Here is a 22568-nt window from a genome sequence, read left to right on the forward strand (position 1 = left end):
GATGTCGAAACTCGGCAACCTCGGCGCCCGACTGCACCGTGGCGAGGTCGGCTACGACTTCGTCAAGAACCGCAAGATCTGGTACGGCCTGTCCATCCTGATCACCATCACGGCCATCGTCGGCCTGGCGGTCCGCGGCCTGAACATGGGCATCGAGTTCCAGGGCGGCGCCGTCTTCAACACCCCGAAGAACACCGCCGCTTCGGTGACCCAGGCCGAGGAGTACGCGGAAGAGGCCTCCGGCCACGACGCGATCGTCCAGAAGCTCGGCGACGGCAGCCTGCGCATCCAGGTCGCCGGCATCGACACGGGCGCGGCCAACGAGATCAAGAACACGCTCGCCGACGACCTCAAGATCGACCCGGAGCAGATCAACGCCGAACTGGTCGGCCCCAGCTGGGGTGAGCAGATCGCCAACAAGGCGTGGCAGGGCCTCGGCATCTTCCTGGTCCTCGTGGTGATCTACCTGGCGATCGCCTTCGAGTGGAGAATGGCGGTCGCGGCGTTCGTCGCCCTGATCCACGACATCACGATCACGGTCGGCATCTACGCCCTGGTCGGCTTCGAGGTCACACCGGGCACGGTGATCGGTCTGCTGACCATCCTCGGCTACTCGCTCTACGACACGGTCGTGGTCTTCGACAGCCTCAAGGAACAGACGAAGGACCTCACCAAGCAGACCCGCTGGACCTACAGCGACGTCGCCAACCGGTCCATCAACAGCACCCTGGTCCGCTCCATCAACACCACGGTGGTCGCGCTGCTGCCGGTGGCGGGCCTGCTGTTCATCGGCGGCGGTGTGCTCGGCGCCGGCATGCTGAACGACATCTCGCTGTCCCTGTTCGTCGGCCTCGCCGCCGGTGCCTACTCCTCGATCTTCATCGCCACGCCGCTCGTCGCCGACCTCAAGGAGCGCGAGCCGCAGATGAAGGCCCTGCGCAAGCGCGTCCTGGCCAAGCGGGCCCAGTCCGCCGCCAAGGGCGAGACCGACGTCCACGAGGACGAGTCGTACGCCGGTGAGCCCGAGGACGACGCCGCTCCCGCGGTCGTCGGCCCGCGCAACCAGCCCGCCTCCCGCACGCGGGGCCGCGGCCGACCCTCCGGGAAGCGCCGATGACCGACATCGGGGAGCTGCTGCTCAGCCGAATCAGGGACGTGACCGACTACCCGGAGCCGGGCGTGATGTTCAAGGACATCACCCCGCTCCTGGCGGACCCGGCGGCGTTCACGGCCCTCACCGACGCCCTCGCCGGGATCGCCGGGCGCACCGGCGCCACCAAGGTCGTCGGCCTGGAGGCCCGCGGCTTCATCCTCGGCGCCCCGGTCGCCGTCCGCGCCGGCCTCGGCTTCATCCCCGTGCGCAAGGCGGGCAAGCTCCCCGGAGCCACCCTCGCCCAGGCCTACGACCTGGAGTACGGCTCGGCGGAGATCGAGGTGCACGCCGAGGACCTCAGTGCCGAGGACCGCGTCCTGGTCGTCGACGACGTCCTCGCCACCGGCGGTACCGCCGAGGCCTCGGTCCAGCTCATCCGCCGCGCGGGCGCCGAGGTCGCGGGTCTCGCGGTGCTGATGGAGCTCGGCTTCCTCGGCGGCCGTGCCCGCCTGGAGCCGGCCCTGGCGGGCGCCCCGCTGGAGGCGCTGCTCACGGTCTAGCGACCCCGGCGCCGGGCGGCACGCACCGGCGCGACACCGCGGAGGCGGGCCCGGAGGAATCCGGAGCCCGCCTCTCGTGTTTCCCGGGTTGACGGCCCTCACAGTGGCCTGAAGGCGATCCTGAGGCGCAGGATCGCTACCATGGGGTCTCCGGAGCCTGACCGGGGGACCCGGATCGCGCACGAGGAGCCCTCTTGCCAGACGAGGCCCAGCACCTGACCGCCGCCAAGCCCGAGTCCGCCTCGGCAGCCGCGGCCAAGCCCGCGCCGAACGCGCCCCACGCGAAGAACGACACCCGCGGGCCGGTCGAGCACGCCCAGTCGGCGCCGGTCGACAAGCCCGCCGAGCAGGCCCGGCCCAAGCCCGCCCCGCCCGTGCGGCAGGCCTCCGGTCAGCCGGCCCGCAGCGGCTCCTCCAACCGCGTCCGCGCCCGCCTGGCCCGCCTCGGCGTGCAGCGCGCGAACCCGTACAACCCCGTGCTGGAGCCATTGCTGCGCATAGTGCGCAGCAACGACCCGAAGATCGAGACGGCCACGCTCCGCCAGATCGAGCGCGCCTACCAGGTCGCCGAGCGCTGGCACCGCGGCCAGAAGCGCAAGAGCGGCGACCCGTACATCACGCACCCGCTCGCCGTCACCACCATCCTCGCCGAGCTGGGCATGGATCCGGCCACGCTGATGGCGGGCCTGCTGCACGACACGGTCGAGGACACCGAGTACGGCCTGGAGGACCTGCGCCGCGACTTCGGCGACGTCGTCACCCTGCTCGTCGACGGCGTCACCAAGCTCGACAAGGTCAAGTTCGGCGAGGCCGCCCAGGCCGAGACCGTGCGCAAGATGGTCGTCGCCATGGCCAAGGACCCCCGCGTCCTGGTCATCAAGCTCGCCGACCGCCTGCACAACATGCGCACCATGCGCTACCTCAAGCGCGAGAAGCAGGAGAAGAAGGCGCGCGAGACCCTGGAGATCTACGCGCCGCTCGCCCACCGCCTGGGCATGAACACCATCAAGTGGGAGCTCGAGGACCTCGCCTTCGCGATCCTCTACCCCAAGATGTACGACGAGATCGTCCGGCTGGTGGCCGAGCGGGCGCCCAAGCGCGACGAGTACCTGGCGATCGTCACCGACGAGGTCCAGCAGGACCTGCGCGCGGCCCGCATCAAGGCGACCGTCACCGGCCGCCCGAAGCACTACTACAGCGTCTACCAGAAGATGATCGTCCGCGGCCGGGACTTCGCGGAGATCTACGACCTGGTGGGCATCCGCGTCCTCGTGGACACCGTCCGCGACTGCTACGCGGCCCTCGGCACGGTGCACGCGCGATGGAACCCGGTCCCCGGCCGGTTCAAGGACTACATCGCGATGCCCAAGTTCAACATGTACCAGTCGCTGCACACGACGGTCATCGGCCCCGGCGGCAAGCCCGTCGAGCTGCAGATCCGCACCTTCGACATGCACCGCCGCGCCGAGTACGGCATCGCCGCGCACTGGAAGTACAAGCAGGAGGCCGTCGCCGGCGCCTCCAAGGTGCGCACCGACGCGCCCAAGTCGTCCGGCAAGGGCAAGGACGACCACCTCAACGACATGGCCTGGCTGCGGCAGCTGCTGGACTGGCAGAAGGAGACCGAGGACCCGGGCGAGTTCCTGGAGTCCCTGCGCTTCGACCTGTCCCGCAACGAGGTCTTCGTCTTCACCCCCAAGGGCGACGTCATAGCGCTCCCCGCGGGTGCCACCCCCGTCGACTTCGCCTACGCCGTGCACACCGAGGTCGGCCACCGCACGATAGGCGCCCGCGTCAACGGCCGCCTGGTCCCGCTGGAGTCCACCCTCGACAACGGCGACCTGGTGGAGGTCTTCACCTCCAAGGCACCCGGCGCCGGTCCCTCCCGCGACTGGCTGGGCTTCGTCAAGTCACCGCGCGCCCGCAACAAGATCCGCGCCTGGTTCTCCAAGGAGCGGCGCGACGAGGCGATCGAGCAGGGCAAGGACGCCATCGTCCGCGCCATGCGCAAGCAGAACCTGCCGATCCAGCGCATCCTGACCGGCGACTCCCTGGTGACCCTGGCGCACGAGATGCGCTACGCCGACATCTCCGCGCTGTACGCGGCGATCGGCGAGGGCCACGTCTCCGCGCAGAACATCGTGCAGAAGCTGGTGCAGGCCCTCGGCGGCGAGGAGGCGGCCACCGAGGAGATCGACGAGTCGGTCCCGCCGGCCCGGGGCCGCAGCCGCAAGCGCCGCTCCAGCGCCGACCCGGGCGTCGTCGTCAAGGGCGTCGACGACGTGTGGGTCAAGCTGGCCCGCTGCTGCACGCCCGTGCCCGGCGACCCGATCATCGGGTTCGTCACCCGCGGCAGCGGCGTATCGGTGCACCGCAGCGACTGCGTGAACGTGGACTCGCTGTCCCGGGAGCCCGAGCGCATCCTCGACGTGGAGTGGGCGCCCACGCAGTCCTCGGTCTTCCTGGTCGCCATCCAGGTCGAGGCGCTGGACCGCTCCCGGCTCCTGTCGGACGTCACACGCGTGCTGTCCGACCAGCACGTCAACATCCTCTCCGCGGCCGTCCAGACCTCCCGCGACCGGGTCGCCACCTCCCGCTTCACCTTCGAGATGGGCGACCCCAAGCACCTCGGCCACGTGCTCAAGGCCGTCCGGGGCGTGGAGGGCGTCTACGACGTCTACCGCGTGACGTCGGCGCGCAACAGGACGTAACGGCCCGTAGCGGGCATACGAAAGGGGCTCCCGTACAGCGAGTACGGGAGCCCCTTTCGGTGGCTGTCAGCCGCCGAACTCCTGCAGGCCCTTCAGCGCCTGGTCCAGCAGCGCCTGGCGGCCCTCCAGCTCACGCTGGAGCTTGTCCGCCCGGGCGTTGTTGCCCTGCGCGCGGGCCTGCTCGATCTGGCCCCGCAGCTTGTCCACCGCGGCCTGGAGCTGCCCGGTCAGCCCCTCGGCGCGCGCACGCGCCTCCGGGTTGGTCCGGCGCCACTCGGCCTCCTCGGCCTCCTGGATGGCCCGCTCCACGGCGTGCATCCGGCCCTCGACCTTCGGCCGGGCGTCGCGCGGCACGTGGCCGACGGCCTCCCAGCGCTCGTTCACGTTCCGGAACGCGGCCCGGGCCGCCTTCAGGTCCGTGATCGGCAGGAGCTTCTCGGCCTCCTCGGCCAGCTCCTCCTTGAGCTTGAGGTTCTCCGCCTGCTCGGCGTCCCGCTCGGCGAAGACCGAGCTGCGCGCCGCGAAGAAGACGTCCTGGGCGCCGCGGAAGCGGTTCCACAGGTCGTCCTCGTGCTCGCGCTGCGCGCGGCCCGCGGCCTTCCACTCGGCCATCAGCTCGCGGTAGCGCGCCGCCGTCGCACCCCAGTCCGTCGAGTTCGACAGCGCCTCGGCCTCGGCGACCAGCCGCTCCTTGGTCTTGCGGGCCTCCTCGCGCTGCGCGTCCAGCTGCGCGAAGTGCTGCTTGCGCCGCTTGGAGAACGCCGACCGCGCGTGCGAGAACCGGTGCCACAGCTCGTCGTCGGACTTGCGGTCCAGCCGCGGCAGACCCTTCCAGGTGTCCACCAGGGCCCGCAGCCGCTCACCCGCCGCCCGCCACTGGTCGGACTGCGACAGCTCCTCCGCCTCGGCGACCAGCGCCTCCTTGGCGTGCCGGGCCTCGTCGGACTGTTTGGCGCGCTGCGCCTTGCGCTCCTCGCGGCGCGCCTCCACCAGTTCCACGAGCTTGTCCAGCCGGACCCGCAGGGCGTCCAGGTCGCCCACCGCGTGATGCGCGTCGACCTGTTCGCGAATGTGGTCGATGGCGGCCTGGGCGTCCTTCGCCGACAGGTCGGTGGTCTTCACTCGCTTCTCGAGGAGGCCGATCTCGACAACCAGGCCCTCGTACTTGCGCTCGAAATAGGCCAGCGCCTCCTCGGGGGAGCCCGCCTGCCAGGAACCGACGACCTGCTCGCCGTCGGCCGTACGCACGTACACGGTCCCCGTCTCGTCGACGCGGCCCCACGGGTCGCTGCTCACAGCGCCTCCTCCACATGATGCCTGCGGGGGGCCTGAAGCTCCCCCGGGCATCGTCCACAGTTTCGTCACGGCCAACATAGGCGACCGGCGGGGGGCCTGTCCGCATCCCGCGCGACCGAAATTACGCAGTTGGGGGTCAGGATTCGCTGACCGTGGCCTTGTTGATCACGACCGTCGCGTTGGGCGCCGTGTTGCCCGTCTGAGGGTCGGGAGCCTGCGCTCCGGCCTTGGCGATCTTCTGCAGCACCTTCATGCCCGCCTCGGACACCGTACCGAACGGTGTGTAGTCGGGCGGCAGCTGGCTGTCCCGGTAGACGAGGAAGAACTGGCTGCCGCCGCTGTCGCGGCCCTGCTTCGTCTGGGCGTTGTACTGGTTCGCCATCGCGACCGTGCCCGCCGGGTACACCCCGCCCTTGAGGCTCTTGTCCTTCAGGTTCTCGTCCGGGATGGTGTAGCCCGGTCCGCCCATGCCGGTGCCCTGCGGGTCACCGCACTGCAGGACGAAGATGCCCTGGTCGGTGAGCCGGTGGCACTTGGTGTGGTCGAAGTACCCCTTGTCGGCGAGGAACTTGAACGAGTTGACGGTGTGCGGGGCCGCCGACGCCTTCAGCGCGATGTCTATCTCGCCGCAGGTCGTGTCCATCGTCATCGTGTACTTCGCCGACTTGTCGATCGTCAGCGCCGGTTCCTTCTTCCAGGTCTGCGTCTCGACCTTGCCCGCCGCGGGCTTCTCGCACGGGTCCGGGGCCTTGCTCGGCGAGGCGCTCGGGCTGACCTCCGCGTTCGCGTTCTCCTTGCCGTCGTCCTCGAACGGCTTGGTCAGGAAGACCGTCACGGAGAGCACCACGACCACGCCGAGAACCGAGGCGATCACCGAGTTGCGGATACGGGCCTTGCGCCGTGCGTCAGTGCGCCGCTGCTGCTGCCGCAGGTACTTCTCCCGGGCGAGCTGACGCCGCCGCTGTTCCTGGCTGACCACCGGGTTCTCTCCTCATGCGTCTGATACGTCGACCGGTACGCGTGGGTCCTGTGCGCCGACCGCCTGCGTGTGCCCCGTACCGTATATGGGTTCGCTGTGGAAACGGCAGCGCCGGTAGGCTCTGACGGCAGCCGCAGCCGCCCGTATCGACACAACGAAGGACGATCGTGCTCATTGCCGGGTTCCCCGCCGGGGCCTGGGGGACGAACTGCTATCTCGTCGCCCCCGCCGCCGGTGAGGAGTGCGTGATCATCGACCCCGGCCATCAGGCCGCCGACGGCGTCGCGGAGGCCATCGCCAAACACCGGCTCAAGCCCGTCGCCGTCGTCCTCACCCACGGCCACCTCGACCACGTCGCCTCGGTCGTCCCGGTCTGCGGCGCGCACGACGTGCCGGCCTGGATCCACCCCGACGACCGGTACATGATGAGCGACCCCGAGAAGGCGCTGGGACGCTCGATCGGCATGCCGCTGCTGGGCGAGCTGACCATCGGGGAGCCGGACGACGTCAAGGAGCTGACCGATGGCGCCGCGCTCGACCTCGTGGGACTGGAGCTCACCGTCTCGCACGCGCCGGGCCATACCAAGGGGTCGGTGACCTTCGGCCTGCCCGAGGCGGCGGACATCCCGCCGATCCTGTTCTCGGGCGACCTGCTGTTCGCCGGCTCCATCGGACGCACCGACCTGCCCGGCGGTGACTCGGCCGAGATCCTCGACTCGCTGGCCCGCGTGTGCCTGCCGCTCGACGACTCGACCGTGGTGCTGTCCGGCCACGGCCCCCAGACGACCATCGGCCGGGAGCGCGCCACCAACCCGTATCTGCGGCAGGTGGCGGCCGGCCAGGGAGCCCAGCCCGCTCCCCGACGAGGAATGTGACGAGAGACGTCCTGTGAGCACCTTCAAGGCCCCCAAGGGCACGTACGACCTGATCCCGCCGGACTCCGCGGTCTACCTCGCGGTCCGCGAGGCCATCGCCGCCCCGCTGCGCAACTCCGGCTACGGCTACATCGAGACGCCCGGCTTCGAGAACGTCGAGCTCTTCGCGCGCGGCGTCGGCGAGTCCACCGACATCGTGACCAAGGAGATGTACGCCTTCGAGACCAAGGGCGGCGACCGGCTCGCCCTGCGCCCCGAGGGCACGGCCTCCGTGCTGCGCGCCGCGCTGGAGGCCAACCTCCACAAGGCCGGCAACCTCCCGGTCAAGCTCTGGTACTCCGGCTCGTACTACCGCTACGAGCGCCCCCAGAAGGGCCGCTACCGCCACTTCTCCCAGGTCGGTGCCGAGGCCATCGGCGCCGAGGACCCGGCGCTCGACGCCGAGCTGATCATCCTGGCCGACCAGGCGTACCGCTCGCTGGGGCTGAGCGACTTCCGCATCCTGCTCAACAGCCTGGGCGACAAGGAATGCCGCCCGGTGTACCGGACCGCGCTGCAGGAATTCCTGCGCGGCCTGGACCTGGACGAGGACACCCTGCGCCGCGCGGACATCAACCCGCTGCGCGTCCTCGACGACAAGCGCCCCGAGGTCCAGAAGCAGCTGGCCGACGCCCCGCTGCTGCGCGACTACCTGTGCGACGCGTGCAAGGCGTACCACGAGGAGGTCCGCGAGCTGATCACGGCGGCGGGCGTGGCCTTCGAGGACGACCCGAAGCTGGTGCGCGGCCTGGACTACTACACCCGCACGACGTTCGAGTTCGTCCACGACGGGCTCGGCTCGCAGTCCGCCGTGGGTGGCGGCGGCCGCTACGACGGCCTCTCCGAGATGATCGGCGGCCCCGCGCTGCCGTCCGTCGGCTGGGCCCTCGGCGTGGACCGCACGGTCCTCGCGCTGGAGGCGGAGGGTGTCGAGCTCGAACTGCCCGCCAGCACCAGCGTGTTCGCCGTCCCGCTCGGCGAGGAGGCCCGCCGGATCCTGTTCGCCAAGGTCACCGAGCTGCGCAAGAACGGCATCGCGGCCGACTTCTCCTATGGCGGCAAGGGCCTCAAGGGCGCGATGAAGAACGCCAACCGCAGCGGCGCCCGCTACACGATCGTCGCCGGCGAACGCGACCTCGCCGACGGCGTCGTCCAGCTCAAGGACATGACGTCCGGCGAGCAGACGGCCGTGGGCGTCAACGAGATCGTGGCGGAACTGGAAGCCCGGCTCGGCTGACGGCACTCCCGCGAAGGCGCCGGACCCCGACGAGGGGGTCGGCGCCTTCGCCGTTCCCCGGGGCGGTTCGCACCCTTGTGCTGCCGTGCGACGGACGTCGGCCGAAACACACCCCTCAAGGGCGATCGTGCGGTCGTCCTTATCCCCACTGAACGGTGGAGACACAGCCCCGTGCGGCACAATGGCCCTGCCCGAAGAAGTTCAGGTCTCAAGTGACGGAATCGGCGTGATGAGCAAGACGACAGTCAAGGACGTCTCCACGGAGCCCGAGCCGGAGCGCGCCGAGATCGCGCCCCGCACGGAGGGCGGCAGCCGGGCCCTCGCCCTGCTGCTCGTGATCACCGGTGCGGCCGGACTGCTCGCCGCCTGGGTCATCACGCTCGACAAGTTCAAGCTCCTGGAAGCCAAGGTCGAGGGCAAGACGTTCACCCCCGGCTGCAGCCTCAACCCGGTCGTCTCCTGCGGCAGCGTCATGGAGAGCAAGCAGGCGGCCGTCTTCGGCTTCCCGAACCCGATGCTCGGTCTGGTCGCCTACGGCATCGTCGTCTGCGTCGGCATCAGCCTGCTCGCCCGCGCCCGCTACCCGCGCTGGTACTGGCTCACCTTCAACGCCGGCTGCCTGTTCGGCGTCGTCTTCTGCGCCTGGCTGATGTTCCAGTCCCTGTACCGGATCAACGCCCTGTGCCTGTGGTGCTGCCTCGCCTGGGTCGCGACGATCCTCATGTTCTGGTACGTCACGTCGTTCAACATCCGCAAGGGCTTCCTGCCCGCCCCCACCTGGCTCAAGGGCTTCTTCGGCGAGTTCACCTGGGTCATGCCCGTGCTGCACATCGGCATCATCGGCATGCTGATCCTGACCCGCTGGTGGGACTTCTGGACCAGCTGACCGGGGCGTTCCGGGCCCCGGCCGGATTGTCAGTGCCGTGAATTAGGGTTTCTGACGTGGAGCCCGACCTGTTCACCGCCGCAGCCGAAGAACGCCAGGAGAAGGAGCCGTCCAGCAGCCCCCTCGCCGTGCGGATGCGCCCGCGCACCCTCGACGAGGTCGTCGGACAGCGGCACCTGCTGAAGCCGGGCTCGCCGCTGCGCAGACTGGTCGGCGAGGCCGCCTCCGGCCCGGCCGGCCCCTCCTCGGTGATCCTCTGGGGCCCGCCCGGCACCGGCAAGACCACCCTGGCGTACGTCGTCTCCAAGGCGACCGACGCCCGCTTCGTGGAGCTGTCGGCGATCACCGCCGGCGTCAAGGAGGTCCGCGCGGTCATCGACGGCGCCCGGCGCGCCTCCGGCGGCTACGGCAAGGAGACCGTCCTCTTCCTCGACGAGATCCACCGCTTCAGCAAGGCCCAGCAGGACTCCCTCCTGCCGGCCGTCGAGAACCGCTGGGTGACGCTCATCGCGGCGACGACGGAGAACCCGTACTTCTCGATCATCTCCCCGCTGCTGTCCCGCTCCCTGCTCCTCACCCTCGAACCGCTCACGGACGACGACATCCGGGACCTGCTCCGCCGCGCCCTCACCGACGAGCGCGGCCTCAAGGGCGCCGTCGGCCTCCCCGAGGAGACCGAGAGCCACCTCCTGCGCATCGCCGGCGGCGACGCCCGCCGCGCCCTCACCGCCCTGGAGGCGGCCGCCGGAGCCGCCCTCGACAAGGGCGAGACGGAGATCGGCCTGACCACCCTGGAGGAGACGGTCGACCGGGCGGCCGTGAAGTACGACCGCGACGGCGACCAGCACTACGACGTGGCCAGCGCCCTGATCAAGTCCATCCGCGGCTCCGACGTCGACGCAGCCCTGCACTACCTGGCCCGGATGATCGAGGCCGGCGAGGACCCCCGCTTCATCGCCCGGCGCCTGATGATCTCCGCCAGCGAGGACATCGGCCTCGCCGATCCGAACGCCCTGCAGATCGCGGTCGCCGCCGCCCAGGCCGTCGCCATGATCGGCTTCCCCGAGGCCGCCCTCACCCTCAGCCACGCCACGATCGCGCTCGCCCTGGCCCCCAAGTCCAACGCCGCGACCACCGCGATCGGCGCCGCCCTGGAGGACGTGCGCAAGGGCCTCGCCGGACCGGTCCCGGCACATCTGCGCGACAGCCACTACAAGGGCGCGACCAAGCTCGGCCACGGCCAGGGCTACGTGTACCCGCACGACCTGCCCGAGGGCATCGCCGCCCAGCAGTACGCCCCCGACGCCCTCAAGGACCGCGAGTACTACGAGCCGACCCGGCACGGCGCCGAGGCCCGCTACGCGGACGCGGTCGAGTGGACCAGGAAGAACCTCGGTCGAAAGCGGTCCTGAGGACCCTGTAAACTCGTCCGGAGTGCCGCGTCCCGTGCAGTCAGAACGGGACAGTCGGCCGGAGCCGGTTCTTGGGACTTGCTCCAGGAGCGTCGCGCACCGTCGAAGGTGTCGCGGGCAGCCCACCACCCCTCGTCTCCCGGGACGGGACCGGTCGGTGGGCCACTCGCGTGCTGCACGTATGTGCCCAGACCAGGGGAGCGGCTGCCCACCGAGGTCCCACCGGACCGAGGCGGGTTTCCCCGGCTGCGGATGCGACCTCCCACCACCCTGACAAGCCGAATCAAGGAAATGAGAAGCAGTGGCGAACCAGTCCCGCCCCAAGGTCAAGAAGTCGCGTGCCCTCGGCATCGCGCTGACCCCGAAGGCCGTCAAGTACTTCGAGGCCCGTCCCTACCCGCCGGGTGAGCACGGCCGCGGCCGCAAGCAGAACTCGGACTACAAGGTCCGTCTGCTCGAGAAGCAGCGCCTGCGCGCGCAGTACGACGTGTCCGAGCGCCAGCTCGTCCGCGCCTACGAGCGTGCTTCCAAGGTCCAGGGCAAGACCGGTGAGGCCCTGATCATCGAGCTGGAGCGCCGTCTCGACGCCCTGGTCCTGCGTTCGGGCATCGCCCGCACGATCTACCAGGCCCGCCAGATGGTCGTCCACGGCCACATCCAGGTCAACGGCAAGAAGGTCGACAAGCCCTCCTTCCGTGTCCGCCCGGACGACGTCGTGCAGGTCCGCGACCGCTCCAAGGAGAAGACGCTCTTCACGATCGCCCGTGAGGGTGGCTTCGCCCCCGATGGCGAGACCCCGCGTTACCTCCAGGTGAACCTCAAGGCCCTGGCGTTCCGCCTGGACCGCGAGCCGAACCGCAAGGAGATCCCGGTGATCTGCGACGAGCAGCTCGTCGTCGAGTACTACGCCCGCTGATCCACGGCAGGCACGCGGTACTTGAGCCCGTCGTCTCCCCGCCCCCTGGGCGGGCGAGGCGGCGGGCTTTCGCGATCGGTCCGGCGCGGGGCGGTTATCCGGTACGGAGCGCCACCCCCGGCGCGATAGGCTCGTCGCACGACTCTTTCGATGTTCAGGCACGTTTCAGGGAGCGGGTGCACACAGTGTCCGGTGGAGAGGTTGCCGGGATCCTGGTGGCCGTCTTCTGGGCGATCCTGGTCTCCTTCCTCGCCGTCGCCCTGGCGAGGCTGGCCCAGACGCTCAAGGCGACCACCAAACTCGTCGCGGATGTGACCGACCAGGCCGTCCCGCTCCTGGCAGAGGCCTCCACGGCGGTGCGTTCCGCGCAGACCCAGATCGACCGGGTCGACGCGATCGCCTCCGACGTCCAGGAGGTCACCTCCAACGCCTCCGCGCTCTCGACCACCGTCGCCTCCACGTTCGGCGGCCCCCTGGTCAAGGTCGCCGCCTTCGGCTACGGCGTGCGCCGGGCCCTCGGCGGCCGCAAGGAGGACGTGCCCGCCAAGGCGTCCAGGCGTACCGTGATCGTGGGCCGTACGGTCTCTCGGCGCAGCGCCCGAGGGAAGAGGGACTGAGAGCCAGCGATGTTCCGCCGTACCTTCTGGTTCACCACGGGCGTCGCCGCCGGTGTCTGGGCCACCACCAAGGTCAACCGCAAGCTCAAGCAGCTGACCCCCGAAAGCCTTGCCAAGGCCGCGGGCCACAAGGCGATCGAGGCCGGTCACCGCCTGAAGGACCGGGCCGTGGGCTTCGCCCTCGACGTCCGCGACAACATGGCCGTCCGCGAGGCCGAGCTGGGTGACGCGCTCGGGATCAACGAGAATCCCGAACTCCCCGGCCCCCGGCGGTACGCCGCCATCGAGAACCGCAACAACCCCAAGTACGTCGAGGGTTCGACGTACCAGACGTACACGTACAACCGGAATGAGGACCACTGATGGAGTCGGCCGAGATTCGCCGCCGTTGGCTGAGCTTCTTCGAGGAGCGCGGGCACACCGTCGTCCCTTCGGCGTCGCTCATCGCGGACGACCCGACTCTGCTCCTCGTCCCCGCCGGCATGGTGCCCTTCAAGCCGTACTTCCTGGGTGAGGTCAAGCCGCCCTTCGCCCGCGCCACGAGCGTGCAGAAGTGCGTGCGCACGCCGGACATCGAAGAGGTCGGCAAGACCACCCGGCACGGCACGTTCTTCCAGATGTGCGGCAACTTCTCCTTCGGCGACTACTTCAAGGAAGGCGCCATCAAGCTCGCCTGGGAGCTGCTCACCAGCCCCCAGGACAAGGGCGGTTACGGCCTCGACCCCGAGCGTCTGTGGATCACGGTCTACAAGGACGACGACGAGGCCGAGCGCATCTGGCACGAGGTCGTCGGCGTGCCCAAGGAGCGCATCCAGCGCCTGGGCATGAAGGACAACTACTGGTCCATGGGCGTCCCCGGCCCCTGCGGCCCCTGCTCCGAGATCAACTACGACCGCGGCCCCGAGTTCGGCGCCGAGGGCGGTCCCGCCGTCAACGACGAGCGGTACGTGGAGATCTGGAACCTCGTCTTCATGCAGTACGAGCGGGGCGAGGGCACCGGCAAGGACAACTTCGAGATCCTCGGCGAACTGCCCAGCAAGAACATCGACACCGGCCTCGGCCTCGAACGCCTCGCCATGATTCTGCAGGGCGTGCAGAACATGTACGAGATCGACACCTCCATGGCCGTCATCGACAAGGCCACCGAACTGACCGGCGTCCGCTACGGCGACGCCCATGCCTCGGACGTCTCCCTGCGCGTGGTCACCGACCACATGCGCACCGCCACGATGCTCATCGGCGACGGCGTCACCCCGGGCAACGAGGGCCGCGGCTACGTGCTGCGCCGCATCATGCGCCGCGCCATCCGCAACATGCGCCTGCTCGGCGCCACCGGACCGGTCGTCAAGGACCTGATCGACGTCGTCATCGGCATGATGGGCCAGCAGTACCCCGAGCTCATCACCGACCGCGAGCGCATCGAGAAGGTCGCCCTCGCCGAGGAGAACGCCTTCCTCAAGACGCTGAAGGCCGGCACCAACATCCTCGACACCGCCGTCAGCGACACCAAGGCCGCCGGCTCCAGCGTGCTGCCCGGCGACAAGGCCTTCCTGCTCCACGACACCTGGGGCTTCCCGATCGACCTCACCCTGGAGATGGCCGCCGAGCAGGGGCTGTCCGTGGACGAGGAGGGCTTCCGCCGCCTGATGAAGGAGCAGCGGGAGCGCGCCAAGGCCGACGCCCAGGCCAAGAAGACCGGCCACGCCGACATGGGCGCCTACCGGGAGATCGCCGACCGCGCCGGTGCCACCGACTTCATCGGCTACACCGACACCGAGGGCGAGTCGACGATCGTCGGCATCCTGGTCGACGGCGTCTCCTCCCCGGCCGCCACCGAGGGCGACGAGGTCGAGATCGTCCTCGACCGCACCCCCTTCTACGCCGAGGGCGGCGGCCAGATCGGCGACACCGGCCGCATCAAGGTCGACTCCGGCGCCGTCATCGAGATCCGCGACTGCCAGAAGCCGGTCCCCGGGGTCTACGTGCACAAGGGCGTCGTCCAGGTCGGCGAGGTGACCGTGGGCGCCAAGGCCCACGCCGCCATCGACGACCGGCGCCGCAAGGCCATCGCCCGTGCCCACTCGGCCACGCACCTGACCCACCAGGCCCTGCGCGACGCCCTCGGCCCGACGGCCGCCCAGGCCGGTTCCGAGAACCAGCCGGGCCGCTTCCGCTTCGACTTCGGCTCCCCGTCCGCCGTTCCGACGGCCGTGATGACCGACGTCGAGCAGAAGATCAACGAGGTGCTCGCCCGCGACCTCGACGTCCGCGCCGACGTCATGGGCATCGACGAGGCCAAGAAGCAGGGCGCCATCGCCGAGTTCGGCGAGAAGTACGGCGAGCGGGTGCGCGTGGTCACCATCGGCGACTTCTCCAAGGAGCTGTGCGGCGGCACGCACGTGCACAACACCGCCCAGCTGGGCCTGGTGAAGCTGCTCGGCGAGTCCTCCATCGGCTCCGGTGTGCGCCGGATCGAGGCCCTGGTCGGCGTGGACGCCTACAACTTCCTCGCCCGGGAGCACACGGTCGTCGCCCAGCTCCAGGAGCTGATCAAGGGCCGCCCCGAGGAGCTCCCGGAGAAGGTCTCCGCCATGCTCGGCAAGCTGAAGGACGCCGAGAAGGAGATCGAGAAGTTCCGCGCCGAGAAGGTCCTCCAGGCCGCCGCCGGTCTCGCCGAGTCCGCCAAGGACGTCCGTGGCGTCGCTGTCGTGACCGGTCAGGTCCCGGACGGCACGACCGCCGACGACCTGCGCAAGCTCGTGCTCGACGTGCGGGGACGGATCCAGGGCGGCCGGGCCGCCGTCGTCGCCCTGTTCACGGTGGCGAACGGCAAGCCGCTGACGGTCATCGCCACCAACGAGGCCGCTCGCGAGCGCGGCCTGAAGGCCGGCGACCTGGTCCGCACGGCCGCCAAGACCCTCGGCGGCGGCGGTGGCGGCAAGCCGGACGTCGCCCAGGGCGGCGGCCAGAACCCCGCCGCCATCGGTGACGCCGTGGACGCCGTCGAGCGCCTCGTCGCCGAGACGGCCAAGTAAGAGACGGTCGAGAACATGCGCAGAGGACGTCGACTCGCGATCGACGTCGGGGACGCCCGCATCGGGGTCGCCTCGTGCGACCCCGACGGGATCCTCGCCACCCCGGTCGAGACGGTCCCGGGGCGTGACGTCCCCGCCGCTCAGCGGCGGTTGAAGCAGCTCGTCGAGGAGTACGAGCCGATCGAGGTCGTCGCCGGCCTGCCGCGCTCCCTCAAGGGAGGCGAGGGGCCGGCCGCCCTCAAGGTCCGCGGCTTCGTCCAGGAACTGGCGCGCATGATCGCCCCGGTTCCGGTGAGACTCCTCGACGAACGCATGACGACGGTGACGGCCACTCAAGGACTGCGCGCCTCGGGCGTGAAGTCCAAGAAGGGCCGGTCCGTCATCGACCAGGCAGCGGCCGTGGTCATCCTGCAACAGGCCCTTGAATCCGAACGGGTGTCAGGTAAAGCACCCGGCGAAGACGTCGAAGTGGTCATCTGATCGCGATACGGTAACGTTCCGCGCGATGCGGCGGGATTCGAACAGCCCCCGCACAGCAAGAGGCGGGACGGGAGCCGAGCCGGAAGCCGCGTGACCGCCGCCTCGCGGCTCTAGGGGATCGATGACTGAGTATGGCCGGGGCCAAGGCTCCGAACCGTGGCATCCGGAGGACCCGTTGTACGGGGACGGCGGATGGGATGGTCAGCAGGCCCATCAGGGTCAGCAGTCCGCCTACGGCGGCCAGCCGCAGCACTACCCGCAGCAGCCGCAGCAGCCGCAGTACGGCGACTGGGGCACCGGTGAGCAGGGCGGATACGGTCACGCGCAGCAGCAGTACCCGTACGACCCGCAGCAGTACGCGCCCCAGCCGCACGGTCATCAGCAGTACCCCGGGCAGCAGGGCCACGGCCACCCGCACGACCAGGGCTACCACCAGCAGCAGTACGGCGACGGCGGCTGGTCCAACGATCCCCACCAGCACGTCTCCTACCCCGGAGACCCGTCCGACCCCTACGGGCAGCAGCAGGCCGGGGCGTACGACGAGGGCCGGCAGGACTACTACGGGACGCCCGAGGCCTATCCGCCGCCCGGCCGCCGGCAGGCCGAGCCCGAGCCGGAGACCGACTGGGACCCGGGCCCCGACCAGGGCGAACACGCGTTCTTCGCGGGCGGCGACGACGAGGACGACGACGAGCCGGGAAACCGCCGCGGGCGCGACGACCAGCGGGGACGCGGCGGCAAACCCAAGAAGCGCCGCAACGGCATGGCCTGCCTGCTGGTCGTCGTGGTGCTCGGCGGCGGCCTGGCCGGCGTGAGCTACGTCGGCTACCAGTTCTTCCAGGATCGTTTCGGCGACGCCCCGGACTTCGCGGGCGACGGCAGCGGCCAGGAGGTGTCCGTCGAGATCCCCGAGGGCTCCGACGGCTATGCCATCGGCCGGGCGCTGAAGGCCGCCGGTGTCGTCAAGAGCGTCGACGCCTTCGTCTCGGCCCAGGCCGGCAACCCCGACGGCCGGAACATCCAGGCCGGCGTGTACACGCTGCAGAAGCAAATGTCGGCCGAGAGCGCGGTCGAACTGATGCTCAGCCCCGAGAGCCGCGACAACCTGATCATCGCCGAGGGCAAGCGCAACGTCGACATCTACCGGCTCATCGACAAGCGGCTGAAGGTCAAGGAGGGCACCACCGCCGCCGTCGCCAAGAAGGATCACGCCAAGCTCGGTCTGCCCGAGTGGGCACGGAACCACCCGGACGTCAAGGACCCGCTGGAGGGCTTCCTCTTCCCCTCCAGCTACGGCGTGAGCGAGGGCCAGAAGCCCGCCGACGTCCTCAAGCAGATGGTCCAGCGGGCCACCCGCACCTACGAGAAGCTCGGCGTCGAGAAGAAGGCCGAGAGCCTCGGGCTCGAGAACCCCTGGCAGCTGGTCACCGCCGCCAGCCTCGTCCAGGCCGAGGGCACCAGCCACAGCGACTTCCGCAAGATGGCCGAGGTCGTCTACAACCGTATGAAGCCCGGCAATCCGCAGACCAACGGCATGCTGGAATTCGACTCCACGTACAACTACATCAAGAACCAGAGCAAGATCGACCTGAGCCTGAGCGAGCTGCGGAACTACGACAACCCGTACAACACGTACTTCCACAAGGGCCTGCCGCCCGGTCCGATCGACAACCCGGGCGAGGACGCCATCAAGGGCGCCCTGAACCCGACGGACGACGGCTGGTACTACTTCATCTCGCTGGACGGCAAGACGAGCAAGTTCACGAAGACGAACGCCGACCACCAGAAGCTGGTCGACCAGTTCAACGCCTCGCGGAACAACTGAGGAACCCTTCGATGGCCACATCACGCCGTGCCGCCGTACTCGGCTCCCCGATCGCCCACTCGCTCTCCCCGGTCCTGCACCGCACGGCCTACCGGGAACTGGGACTGGAGGGCTGGAGCTACGACCGGTTCGAGGTCGACGAGGCGGGCCTGCCCGGCTTCTTCGACACGCTCGGCTCCGAGTGGGCGGGGCTGTCGCTGACCATGCCGCTGAAGCGGGCCGTGATCCCGCTGCTCGACGGCATCAGTGAGACCGCGGCGTCGGTCGACGCCGTCAACACCGTCGTCCTCACCGAGGACGGCCGCCGGACCGGCGACAACACCGACATCCCCGGCATGGTCGCGGCCCTGCGCGAGCACGGCATCGACAAGGTCGAGGCCGCCGCGATCCTCGGCGCCGGCGCGACCGCCTCGTCCGCGCTGGCCGCGCTGGCCCGCGTCTGCCCCGGTGAGATCACCGTGTACGTGCGCAGCGAGGCCCGTGCCGCCGAGATGCGCCGCTGGGCCGAGCGGCTGGACGTGGCGGTGCGCATCGCCGACTGGGCGGACGCCGAGCGGGCCCTGCGCGCCCCGCTGGTGATCAGCACCACGCCGGCCGGCGTCACCGACGCCCTCGCCCGGTCGGTGCCGGAGCGCCCCGCGGCCCTCTTCGACGTGCTCTACGACCCCTGGCCCACCGTCCTCGCCGCCCGCTGGTCGGCCTACGGCGGCGCCGTCGTCAGCGGCCTCGACCTGCTGGTGCACCAGGCCGTGCTCCAGGTCGAGCAGATGACGGGGCTGGCCCCGGCGCCGCTGGACGCCATGCGAAAAGCGGGGGAGCGCGCTCTCGTGGACCGCTAAGATCCGCTCTCGGTTCCGCAGGGGGCGGAACCGGGGAGGGATCACCGCATCATGTCCGCAGGTCTGCCGCAGGCGTCCGTCAAGTCCCAGATATTCGAGTCCGTGCTGGGCTTCCTGCCCGACTGGGTGCAGATCACGGTGCTCGCCCTGATCGTGCTCGCCGTCGTCGCCTCCTGGGTCGTCAAGATCAAGCGGAAGATCGCCTATCGGCGCGCCGTCCGCAGCGGGCAGCCCGTCCACGCCGCGGCGCAGTACGGGCAGGGCCGGGGCGCCGACTACCTGGGCGACTACGCGCCGCAGCCCGCGGGGCAGCAGGGCAGCGGTGCCGACCACCTGGGCGCCTACGCCCCGCAGCAGGCGCAGCCCGCCGCCCAGCCGAGCGGGGCGGACTTCCTCGGGGCGTACGCCCCGCAGCAGCAGCGGACCGACGGTCCGGCCGCGGGCTCGTCCGCCTGATGGACCGGCGGCCGGACACCGGGTCCGGACGTGGGAGGATCGGAGACGGCGGACCGGGGCCGCGCACCCGGTCGGGCCGTCGCCGTACGCGAGGACGTGCGTACGCAGGGCAGTACCGGGGCGCGAGCATGGAGGAGCACCGTTGAGCAGGTTGCGCTGGCTGACCGCGGGAGAGTCCCACGGTCCCGCACTCGTCGCGACGCTGGAGGGTCTTCCCGCCGGCGTGCCGATCACCACGGACATGGTGGCGGACCATCTCGCGAGGCGGCGGCTGGGCTACGGCCGCGGTGCCCGGATGAAGTTCGAGCGGGACGAGGTCACCTTCCTGGGCGGGGTCCGGCACGGCCTGACGCTGGGCTCCCCGGTGGCGATCATGGTGGGCAACACGGAGTGGCCCAAGTGGGAGCAGGTCATGGCGGCCGATCCGGTCGACCCGGAGGTGCTGGCGGGGCTGGCCCGTAACGCCCCGCTGACCCGGCCGCGTCCCGGCCACGCCGATCTGGCGGGCATGCAGAAGTACGGCTTCGACGAGGCCCGGCCGATCCTGGAGCGGGCCTCGGCGCGGGAGACCGCGGCCCGGGTGGCGCTGGGCGCGGTGGCCCGGTCGTACCTGAAGGAGACCACCGGCGTCGAGATCGTCTCGCATGTGGTGGAGCTGGCGGCGGCGAAGGCCCCCAAGGGTGTCTACCCGACCCCGGACGATGTGGAGCGGCTGGACGCGGACCCGGTGCGCTGTCTGGACGCGGACGCCTCCAAGGCGATGGTCGCCGAGATCGACCAGGCCCACAAGGACGGCGACACCCTCGGCGGCGTGGTGGAGATCCTGGCCTACGGCGTACCGGTGGGTCTGGGTTCGCATGTGCACTGGGACCGCAAGCTCGACGCCCGGCTCGCGGGCGCCCTTATGGGCATCCAGGCCATCAAGGGCGTCGAGATCGGCGACGGCTTCGAGCTGGCCCGCGTCCCCGGCTCCAAGGCGCACGACGAGATCGTGAAGACCGACGAGGGCATCCGCCGCACCTCCGGCCGTTCCGGCGGCACCGAGGGCGGTCTGACCACCGGCGAACTGCTGCGGGTGCGTGCCGCGATGAAGCCCATCGCGACCGTGCCGCGCGCCCTGCAGACCGTCGACGTCACCACCGGCGAGGCCGCGCAGGCCCACCACCAGCGCTCCGACGTCTCCGCCGTTCCGGCCGCCGGCATCGTCGCCGAGGCCATGGTCGCGCTGGTCCTCGCCGACGCGGTGGCGGAGAAGTTCGGTGGTGACAGCGTGGCCGAGACCCGCCGCAACGTCACCTCCTACCTCGACCACCTCGCCATCCGATGAGCGGCCCGCTGGTCGTGCTGGTGGGCCCGATGGGCGTGGGCAAGTCCACCGTCGGACGGCTGCTGGCCGAACGGCTCGGCGTCTCCTACCGGGACACCGACGACGACATCGTCGCCGAGCAGGGCCGGACCATCGCCGAGATCTTCGTCGACGAGGGCGAGGCAGCCTTCCGCGCCGTCGAGAAGGCGGCCGTGCACCGGGCGCTCGCCGAGCACGACGGCGTACTCGCCCTCGGCGGCGGCGCGATCCTCGACGCCGGCACACGCGCCCGGCTCGCCGGACAGCGCGTGGCGTACCTGTCGATGGACGTCGAGGAGGCGGTCAAGCGCACCGGCCTCAACGCGGCCCGCCCCCTGCTCGCGGTCAATCCGCGCAAGCAGTGGCGCGAACTGATGGAGGCCCGCCGGCACCTCTACGAAGAGGTCGCCACGGTCGTCGTGGCCACCGACGGCCGCACGCCCGAAGAAGTGACGCAAGTCGCCCTCGACGCACTGGAGTTGAAGGAAGCATGAGCGAGGCAGTGACGCGGATCCAGGTCGGCGGCACCGCGGGCACCGACCCCTACGAGGTCCTGGTGGGCCGCCGACTCCTCGGCGAACTCGGCGGACTGATCGGCGGCAAGGCCAAGCGGGTCGCCATAGTCCACCCCGAGGCCCTGGCCGAGACCGGCGAGGCGCTCCGCGCCGACCTGGCCGAGCAGGGCTTCGAGGCCGTCGCCATCCAGGTGCCCAACGCGGAGGAGGCCAAGACCGCGGAGGTCGCCGCCTACTGCTGGAAGGCGCTCGGCCAGTCCGGCTTCACACGCACCGACGTCATCGTCGGCGTCGGCGGCGGCGCCACCACGGACCTCGCCGGCTTCGTGGCCGCGACCTGGCTGCGCGGCGTGCGCTGGATCGCCATCCCGACCACCGTGCTCGCCATGGTCGACGCGGCCGTCGGCGGCAAGACCGGCATCAACACCGCCGAGGGCAAGAACCTCGTCGGCGCCTTCCACCCGCCCTCCGGTGTGCTCTGCGACCTGGCCGCGCTGGACTCCCTCCCGGTCAACGACTACGTCTCCGGGCTCGCCGAGGTCATCAAGGCCGGCTTCATCGCCGACCCGGTCATCCTCGACCTCATCGAGTCCGACCCGCAGGCCGCCCGCACTCCGGAGGGCCCGCACACCGCCGAACTCATCGAGCGCTCCATCCGGGTCAAGGCCGACGTCGTCTCGTCGGACCTGAAGGAATCGGGCCTGCGCGAGATCCTCAACTACGGCCACACGCTCGGTCACGCCATCGAGAAGAACGAGCGCTACAAGTGGCGCCACGGCGCGGCGGTCTCGGTCGGCATGCACTTCGCCGCCGAACTCGGCCGCCTGGCGGGCCGGCTGGACGACGCCACGGCCGACCGCCACCGCACGATCCTCGAATCGGTCGGGCTGCCCCTGCACTACCGCCACGACCAGTGGCCCAAGCTGCTGGAGACCATGAAGGTCGACAAGAAGTCCCGCGGCGACCTGCTGCGCTTCATCGTCCTCGACGGTCTGGCCAAGCCCACCGTCCTGGAGGGACCCGACCCGGCCGTGCTGCTCGCCGCGTACGGCGAAGTCGGCCAGTAAGTCCCCCGGCGCGCCTTCCGCCCGAAATCGCCTTACGGGCCGGGCACTTCGGACCGCCCCCGGCCGTTCACACATCGACGACCGGGGGCGGTACCGTTCGGTAGCAGCGGGTTCCGCCCCCGCTGTCAGCGCCCATCGCCTGTACGAGACGGAGTGGCACCGGATGCAGCACGCAGTGGGTTCTCCGCTGCCGCAGCCCCCTCAGCCGGGGCACGGACCGGCCGGCGGCTGGTCACCGGCCGCACACCACCCGGGTCCGCACCCCCCGGGCGCGCACCAGGGCTCCGCGCCCGTGCCCCCGCCGCCCCCGGCCCCGGGGTATCCCGCGCCCCCGCCCGGCCCGGCCGCGCCACCACCGCATGCCGCGCCCCCGCCCGGCCCGGCC

The 22568-nt window shown here is 70.6% G+C and carries 21 protein-coding genes; 19 read left to right on the forward strand and 2 right to left on the reverse strand.

The genetic code is table 11. From position 1 onward, the window contains the following. Position 1 precedes the first annotated feature (1 nt). From secF to relA, 3 genes are all read left to right on the forward strand, one after another. On the forward strand, positions 2-1117 hold the full coding sequence (gene secF, locus CHR28_RS35180) for a protein translocase subunit SecF (RefSeq protein WP_094057788.1): 1116 nt from the start codon (positions 2-4) through the stop codon (positions 1115-1117). Further along, the gene (locus CHR28_RS35185) at positions 1114-1653 is read left to right on the forward strand and encodes an adenine phosphoribosyltransferase (protein ID WP_094057789.1); all 540 of its coding nucleotides are present in this window, start codon (positions 1114-1116) and stop codon (positions 1651-1653) included. Before secF ends, CHR28_RS35185 begins: the two co-directional genes overlap by 4 nt. A 194-nt stretch (positions 1654-1847) precedes the next feature. Beyond that, positions 1848-4364, forward strand: a complete 2517-nt coding sequence (relA, locus tag CHR28_RS35195) for a GTP pyrophosphokinase (protein ID WP_094057790.1) — start codon at positions 1848-1850, stop codon at positions 4362-4364. A 66-nt stretch (positions 4365-4430) separates the two neighbouring features. On the opposite strand, the gene CHR28_RS35200 is transcribed toward relA, so the two are convergent. Together CHR28_RS35200 and CHR28_RS35205 are read right to left on the reverse strand one after the other, a co-directional pair. Further along, positions 4431-5660 (reverse strand): DUF349 domain-containing protein, encoded by a 1230-nt coding sequence (locus CHR28_RS35200; RefSeq protein ID WP_094057791.1) that lies wholly within the window; start codon positions 5658-5660, stop codon positions 4431-4433. A gap of 136 nt (positions 5661-5796) precedes the next feature. Further along, the gene (locus tag CHR28_RS35205; RefSeq protein ID WP_094057792.1) at positions 5797-6639 is read right to left on the reverse strand and encodes a peptidylprolyl isomerase; all 843 of its coding nucleotides are present in this window, start codon (positions 6637-6639) and stop codon (positions 5797-5799) included. Between the two features lie 167 nt (positions 6640-6806). Here CHR28_RS35205 and CHR28_RS35210 point away from each other — a divergent pair, with 167 nt between their 5' ends. The 16 genes from CHR28_RS35210 to CHR28_RS38675 form a co-directional block, all read left to right on the forward strand. Continuing rightward, entirely contained in the window at positions 6807-7514 is a 708-nt protein-coding gene (locus tag CHR28_RS35210) for an MBL fold metallo-hydrolase (protein WP_094057793.1), read from the forward strand. A gap of 13 nt (positions 7515-7527) precedes the next feature. Continuing rightward, positions 7528-8790: a histidine--tRNA ligase gene (gene hisS / locus CHR28_RS35215; RefSeq protein ID WP_094057794.1), complete on the forward strand. Its 1263-nt coding sequence runs from the start codon at positions 7528-7530 to the stop codon at positions 8788-8790. A 229-nt stretch (positions 8791-9019) separates the two neighbouring features. Next, positions 9020-9676, forward strand: a complete 657-nt coding sequence (locus CHR28_RS35220; RefSeq protein WP_094057795.1) for a vitamin K epoxide reductase family protein — start codon at positions 9020-9022, stop codon at positions 9674-9676. A gap of 56 nt (positions 9677-9732) precedes the next feature. Then, a complete protein-coding gene (locus CHR28_RS35225; protein WP_094057796.1) occupies positions 9733-11088 on the forward strand; it encodes a replication-associated recombination protein A in 1356 nt (451 codons plus the stop codon). Between the two features lie 301 nt (positions 11089-11389). Next, positions 11390-12004, forward strand: a complete 615-nt coding sequence (gene rpsD, locus CHR28_RS35230; RefSeq protein ID WP_094057797.1) for a 30S ribosomal protein S4 — start codon at positions 11390-11392, stop codon at positions 12002-12004. A 176-nt stretch (positions 12005-12180) separates the two neighbouring features. After that, entirely contained in the window at positions 12181-12621 is a 441-nt protein-coding gene (locus CHR28_RS35235) for a DUF948 domain-containing protein (protein ID WP_094057798.1), read from the forward strand. Between the two features lie 9 nt (positions 12622-12630). Next, entirely contained in the window at positions 12631-12984 is a 354-nt protein-coding gene (locus tag CHR28_RS35240) for a hypothetical protein (protein ID WP_094057799.1), read from the forward strand. Beyond that, positions 12984-15656, forward strand: coding sequence for an alanine--tRNA ligase (gene alaS / locus CHR28_RS35245; RefSeq protein ID WP_094057800.1), 2673 nt, complete (start codon positions 12984-12986; stop codon positions 15654-15656). Before CHR28_RS35240 ends, alaS begins: the two co-directional genes overlap by 1 nt. 15 nt (positions 15657-15671) lie before the next feature. Continuing rightward, positions 15672-16136 carry a Holliday junction resolvase RuvX gene (gene ruvX / locus CHR28_RS35250; protein WP_094057801.1) on the forward strand — a complete coding sequence of 155 codons (465 nt, stop codon included), beginning with the start codon at positions 15672-15674 and terminating at the stop codon, positions 16134-16136. Between the two features lie 121 nt (positions 16137-16257). Beyond that, the gene (mltG, locus tag CHR28_RS35260) at positions 16258-17961 is read left to right on the forward strand and encodes an endolytic transglycosylase MltG (RefSeq protein WP_094057802.1); all 1704 of its coding nucleotides are present in this window, start codon (positions 16258-16260) and stop codon (positions 17959-17961) included. Positions 17962-17972: 11 nt separating this feature from the next. After that, complete coding sequence (locus CHR28_RS35265; protein WP_094057803.1) at positions 17973-18800, forward strand: shikimate dehydrogenase; 828 nt, start codon at positions 17973-17975, stop codon at positions 18798-18800. A 51-nt stretch (positions 18801-18851) separates the two neighbouring features. Next, positions 18852-19256, forward strand: coding sequence for a hypothetical protein (locus CHR28_RS35270; RefSeq protein WP_094057804.1), 405 nt, complete (start codon positions 18852-18854; stop codon positions 19254-19256). 142 nt (positions 19257-19398) lie between these two features. Then, positions 19399-20583, forward strand: a complete 1185-nt coding sequence (aroC, locus tag CHR28_RS35275) for a chorismate synthase (protein WP_094057805.1) — start codon at positions 19399-19401, stop codon at positions 20581-20583. Then, positions 20580-21095, forward strand: a complete 516-nt coding sequence (locus CHR28_RS35280) for a shikimate kinase (protein WP_094057806.1) — start codon at positions 20580-20582, stop codon at positions 21093-21095. Before aroC ends, CHR28_RS35280 begins: the two co-directional genes overlap by 4 nt. Beyond that, positions 21092-22183: a 3-dehydroquinate synthase gene (aroB, locus tag CHR28_RS35285; protein WP_094057807.1), complete on the forward strand. Its 1092-nt coding sequence runs from the start codon at positions 21092-21094 to the stop codon at positions 22181-22183. Before CHR28_RS35280 ends, aroB begins: the two co-directional genes overlap by 4 nt. 163 nt (positions 22184-22346) lie before the next feature. Continuing rightward, on the forward strand, positions 22347-22568 hold a 222-nt coding region (locus CHR28_RS38675), incomplete at its 3' end, for a Pro-rich N-terminal domain-containing protein (RefSeq protein ID WP_256984587.1).

Source organism: Streptomyces sp. XY006 (assembly GCF_002237655.1).
Lineage (GTDB): Bacteria > Actinomycetota > Actinomycetes > Streptomycetales > Streptomycetaceae > Streptomyces > Streptomyces levis.

Coding starts and splice junctions, on each gene's coding strand:
- secF (WP_094057788.1), top strand. CDS start 2: ATGTCGAAACTCGGCAACCTCGGCGCCCGACTGCACCGTGGCGAGGTC.
- CHR28_RS35185 (WP_094057789.1), top strand. CDS start 1,114: ATGACCGACATCGGGGAGCTGCTGCTCAGCCGAATCAGGGACGTGACC.
- CHR28_RS35220 (WP_094057795.1), top strand. CDS start 9,020: ATGAGCAAGACGACAGTCAAGGACGTCTCCACGGAGCCCGAGCCGGAG.
- CHR28_RS35240 (WP_094057799.1), top strand. CDS start 12,631: ATGTTCCGCCGTACCTTCTGGTTCACCACGGGCGTCGCCGCCGGTGTC.
- alaS (WP_094057800.1), top strand. CDS start 12,984: ATGGAGTCGGCCGAGATTCGCCGCCGTTGGCTGAGCTTCTTCGAGGAG.
- ruvX (WP_094057801.1), top strand. CDS start 15,672: ATGCGCAGAGGACGTCGACTCGCGATCGACGTCGGGGACGCCCGCATC.
- mltG (WP_094057802.1), top strand. CDS start 16,258: ATGACTGAGTATGGCCGGGGCCAAGGCTCCGAACCGTGGCATCCGGAG.
- CHR28_RS35265 (WP_094057803.1), top strand. CDS start 17,973: ATGGCCACATCACGCCGTGCCGCCGTACTCGGCTCCCCGATCGCCCAC.
- CHR28_RS35270 (WP_094057804.1), top strand. CDS start 18,852: ATGTCCGCAGGTCTGCCGCAGGCGTCCGTCAAGTCCCAGATATTCGAG.
- CHR28_RS35280 (WP_094057806.1), top strand. CDS start 20,580: ATGAGCGGCCCGCTGGTCGTGCTGGTGGGCCCGATGGGCGTGGGCAAG.
- aroB (WP_094057807.1), top strand. CDS start 21,092: ATGAGCGAGGCAGTGACGCGGATCCAGGTCGGCGGCACCGCGGGCACC.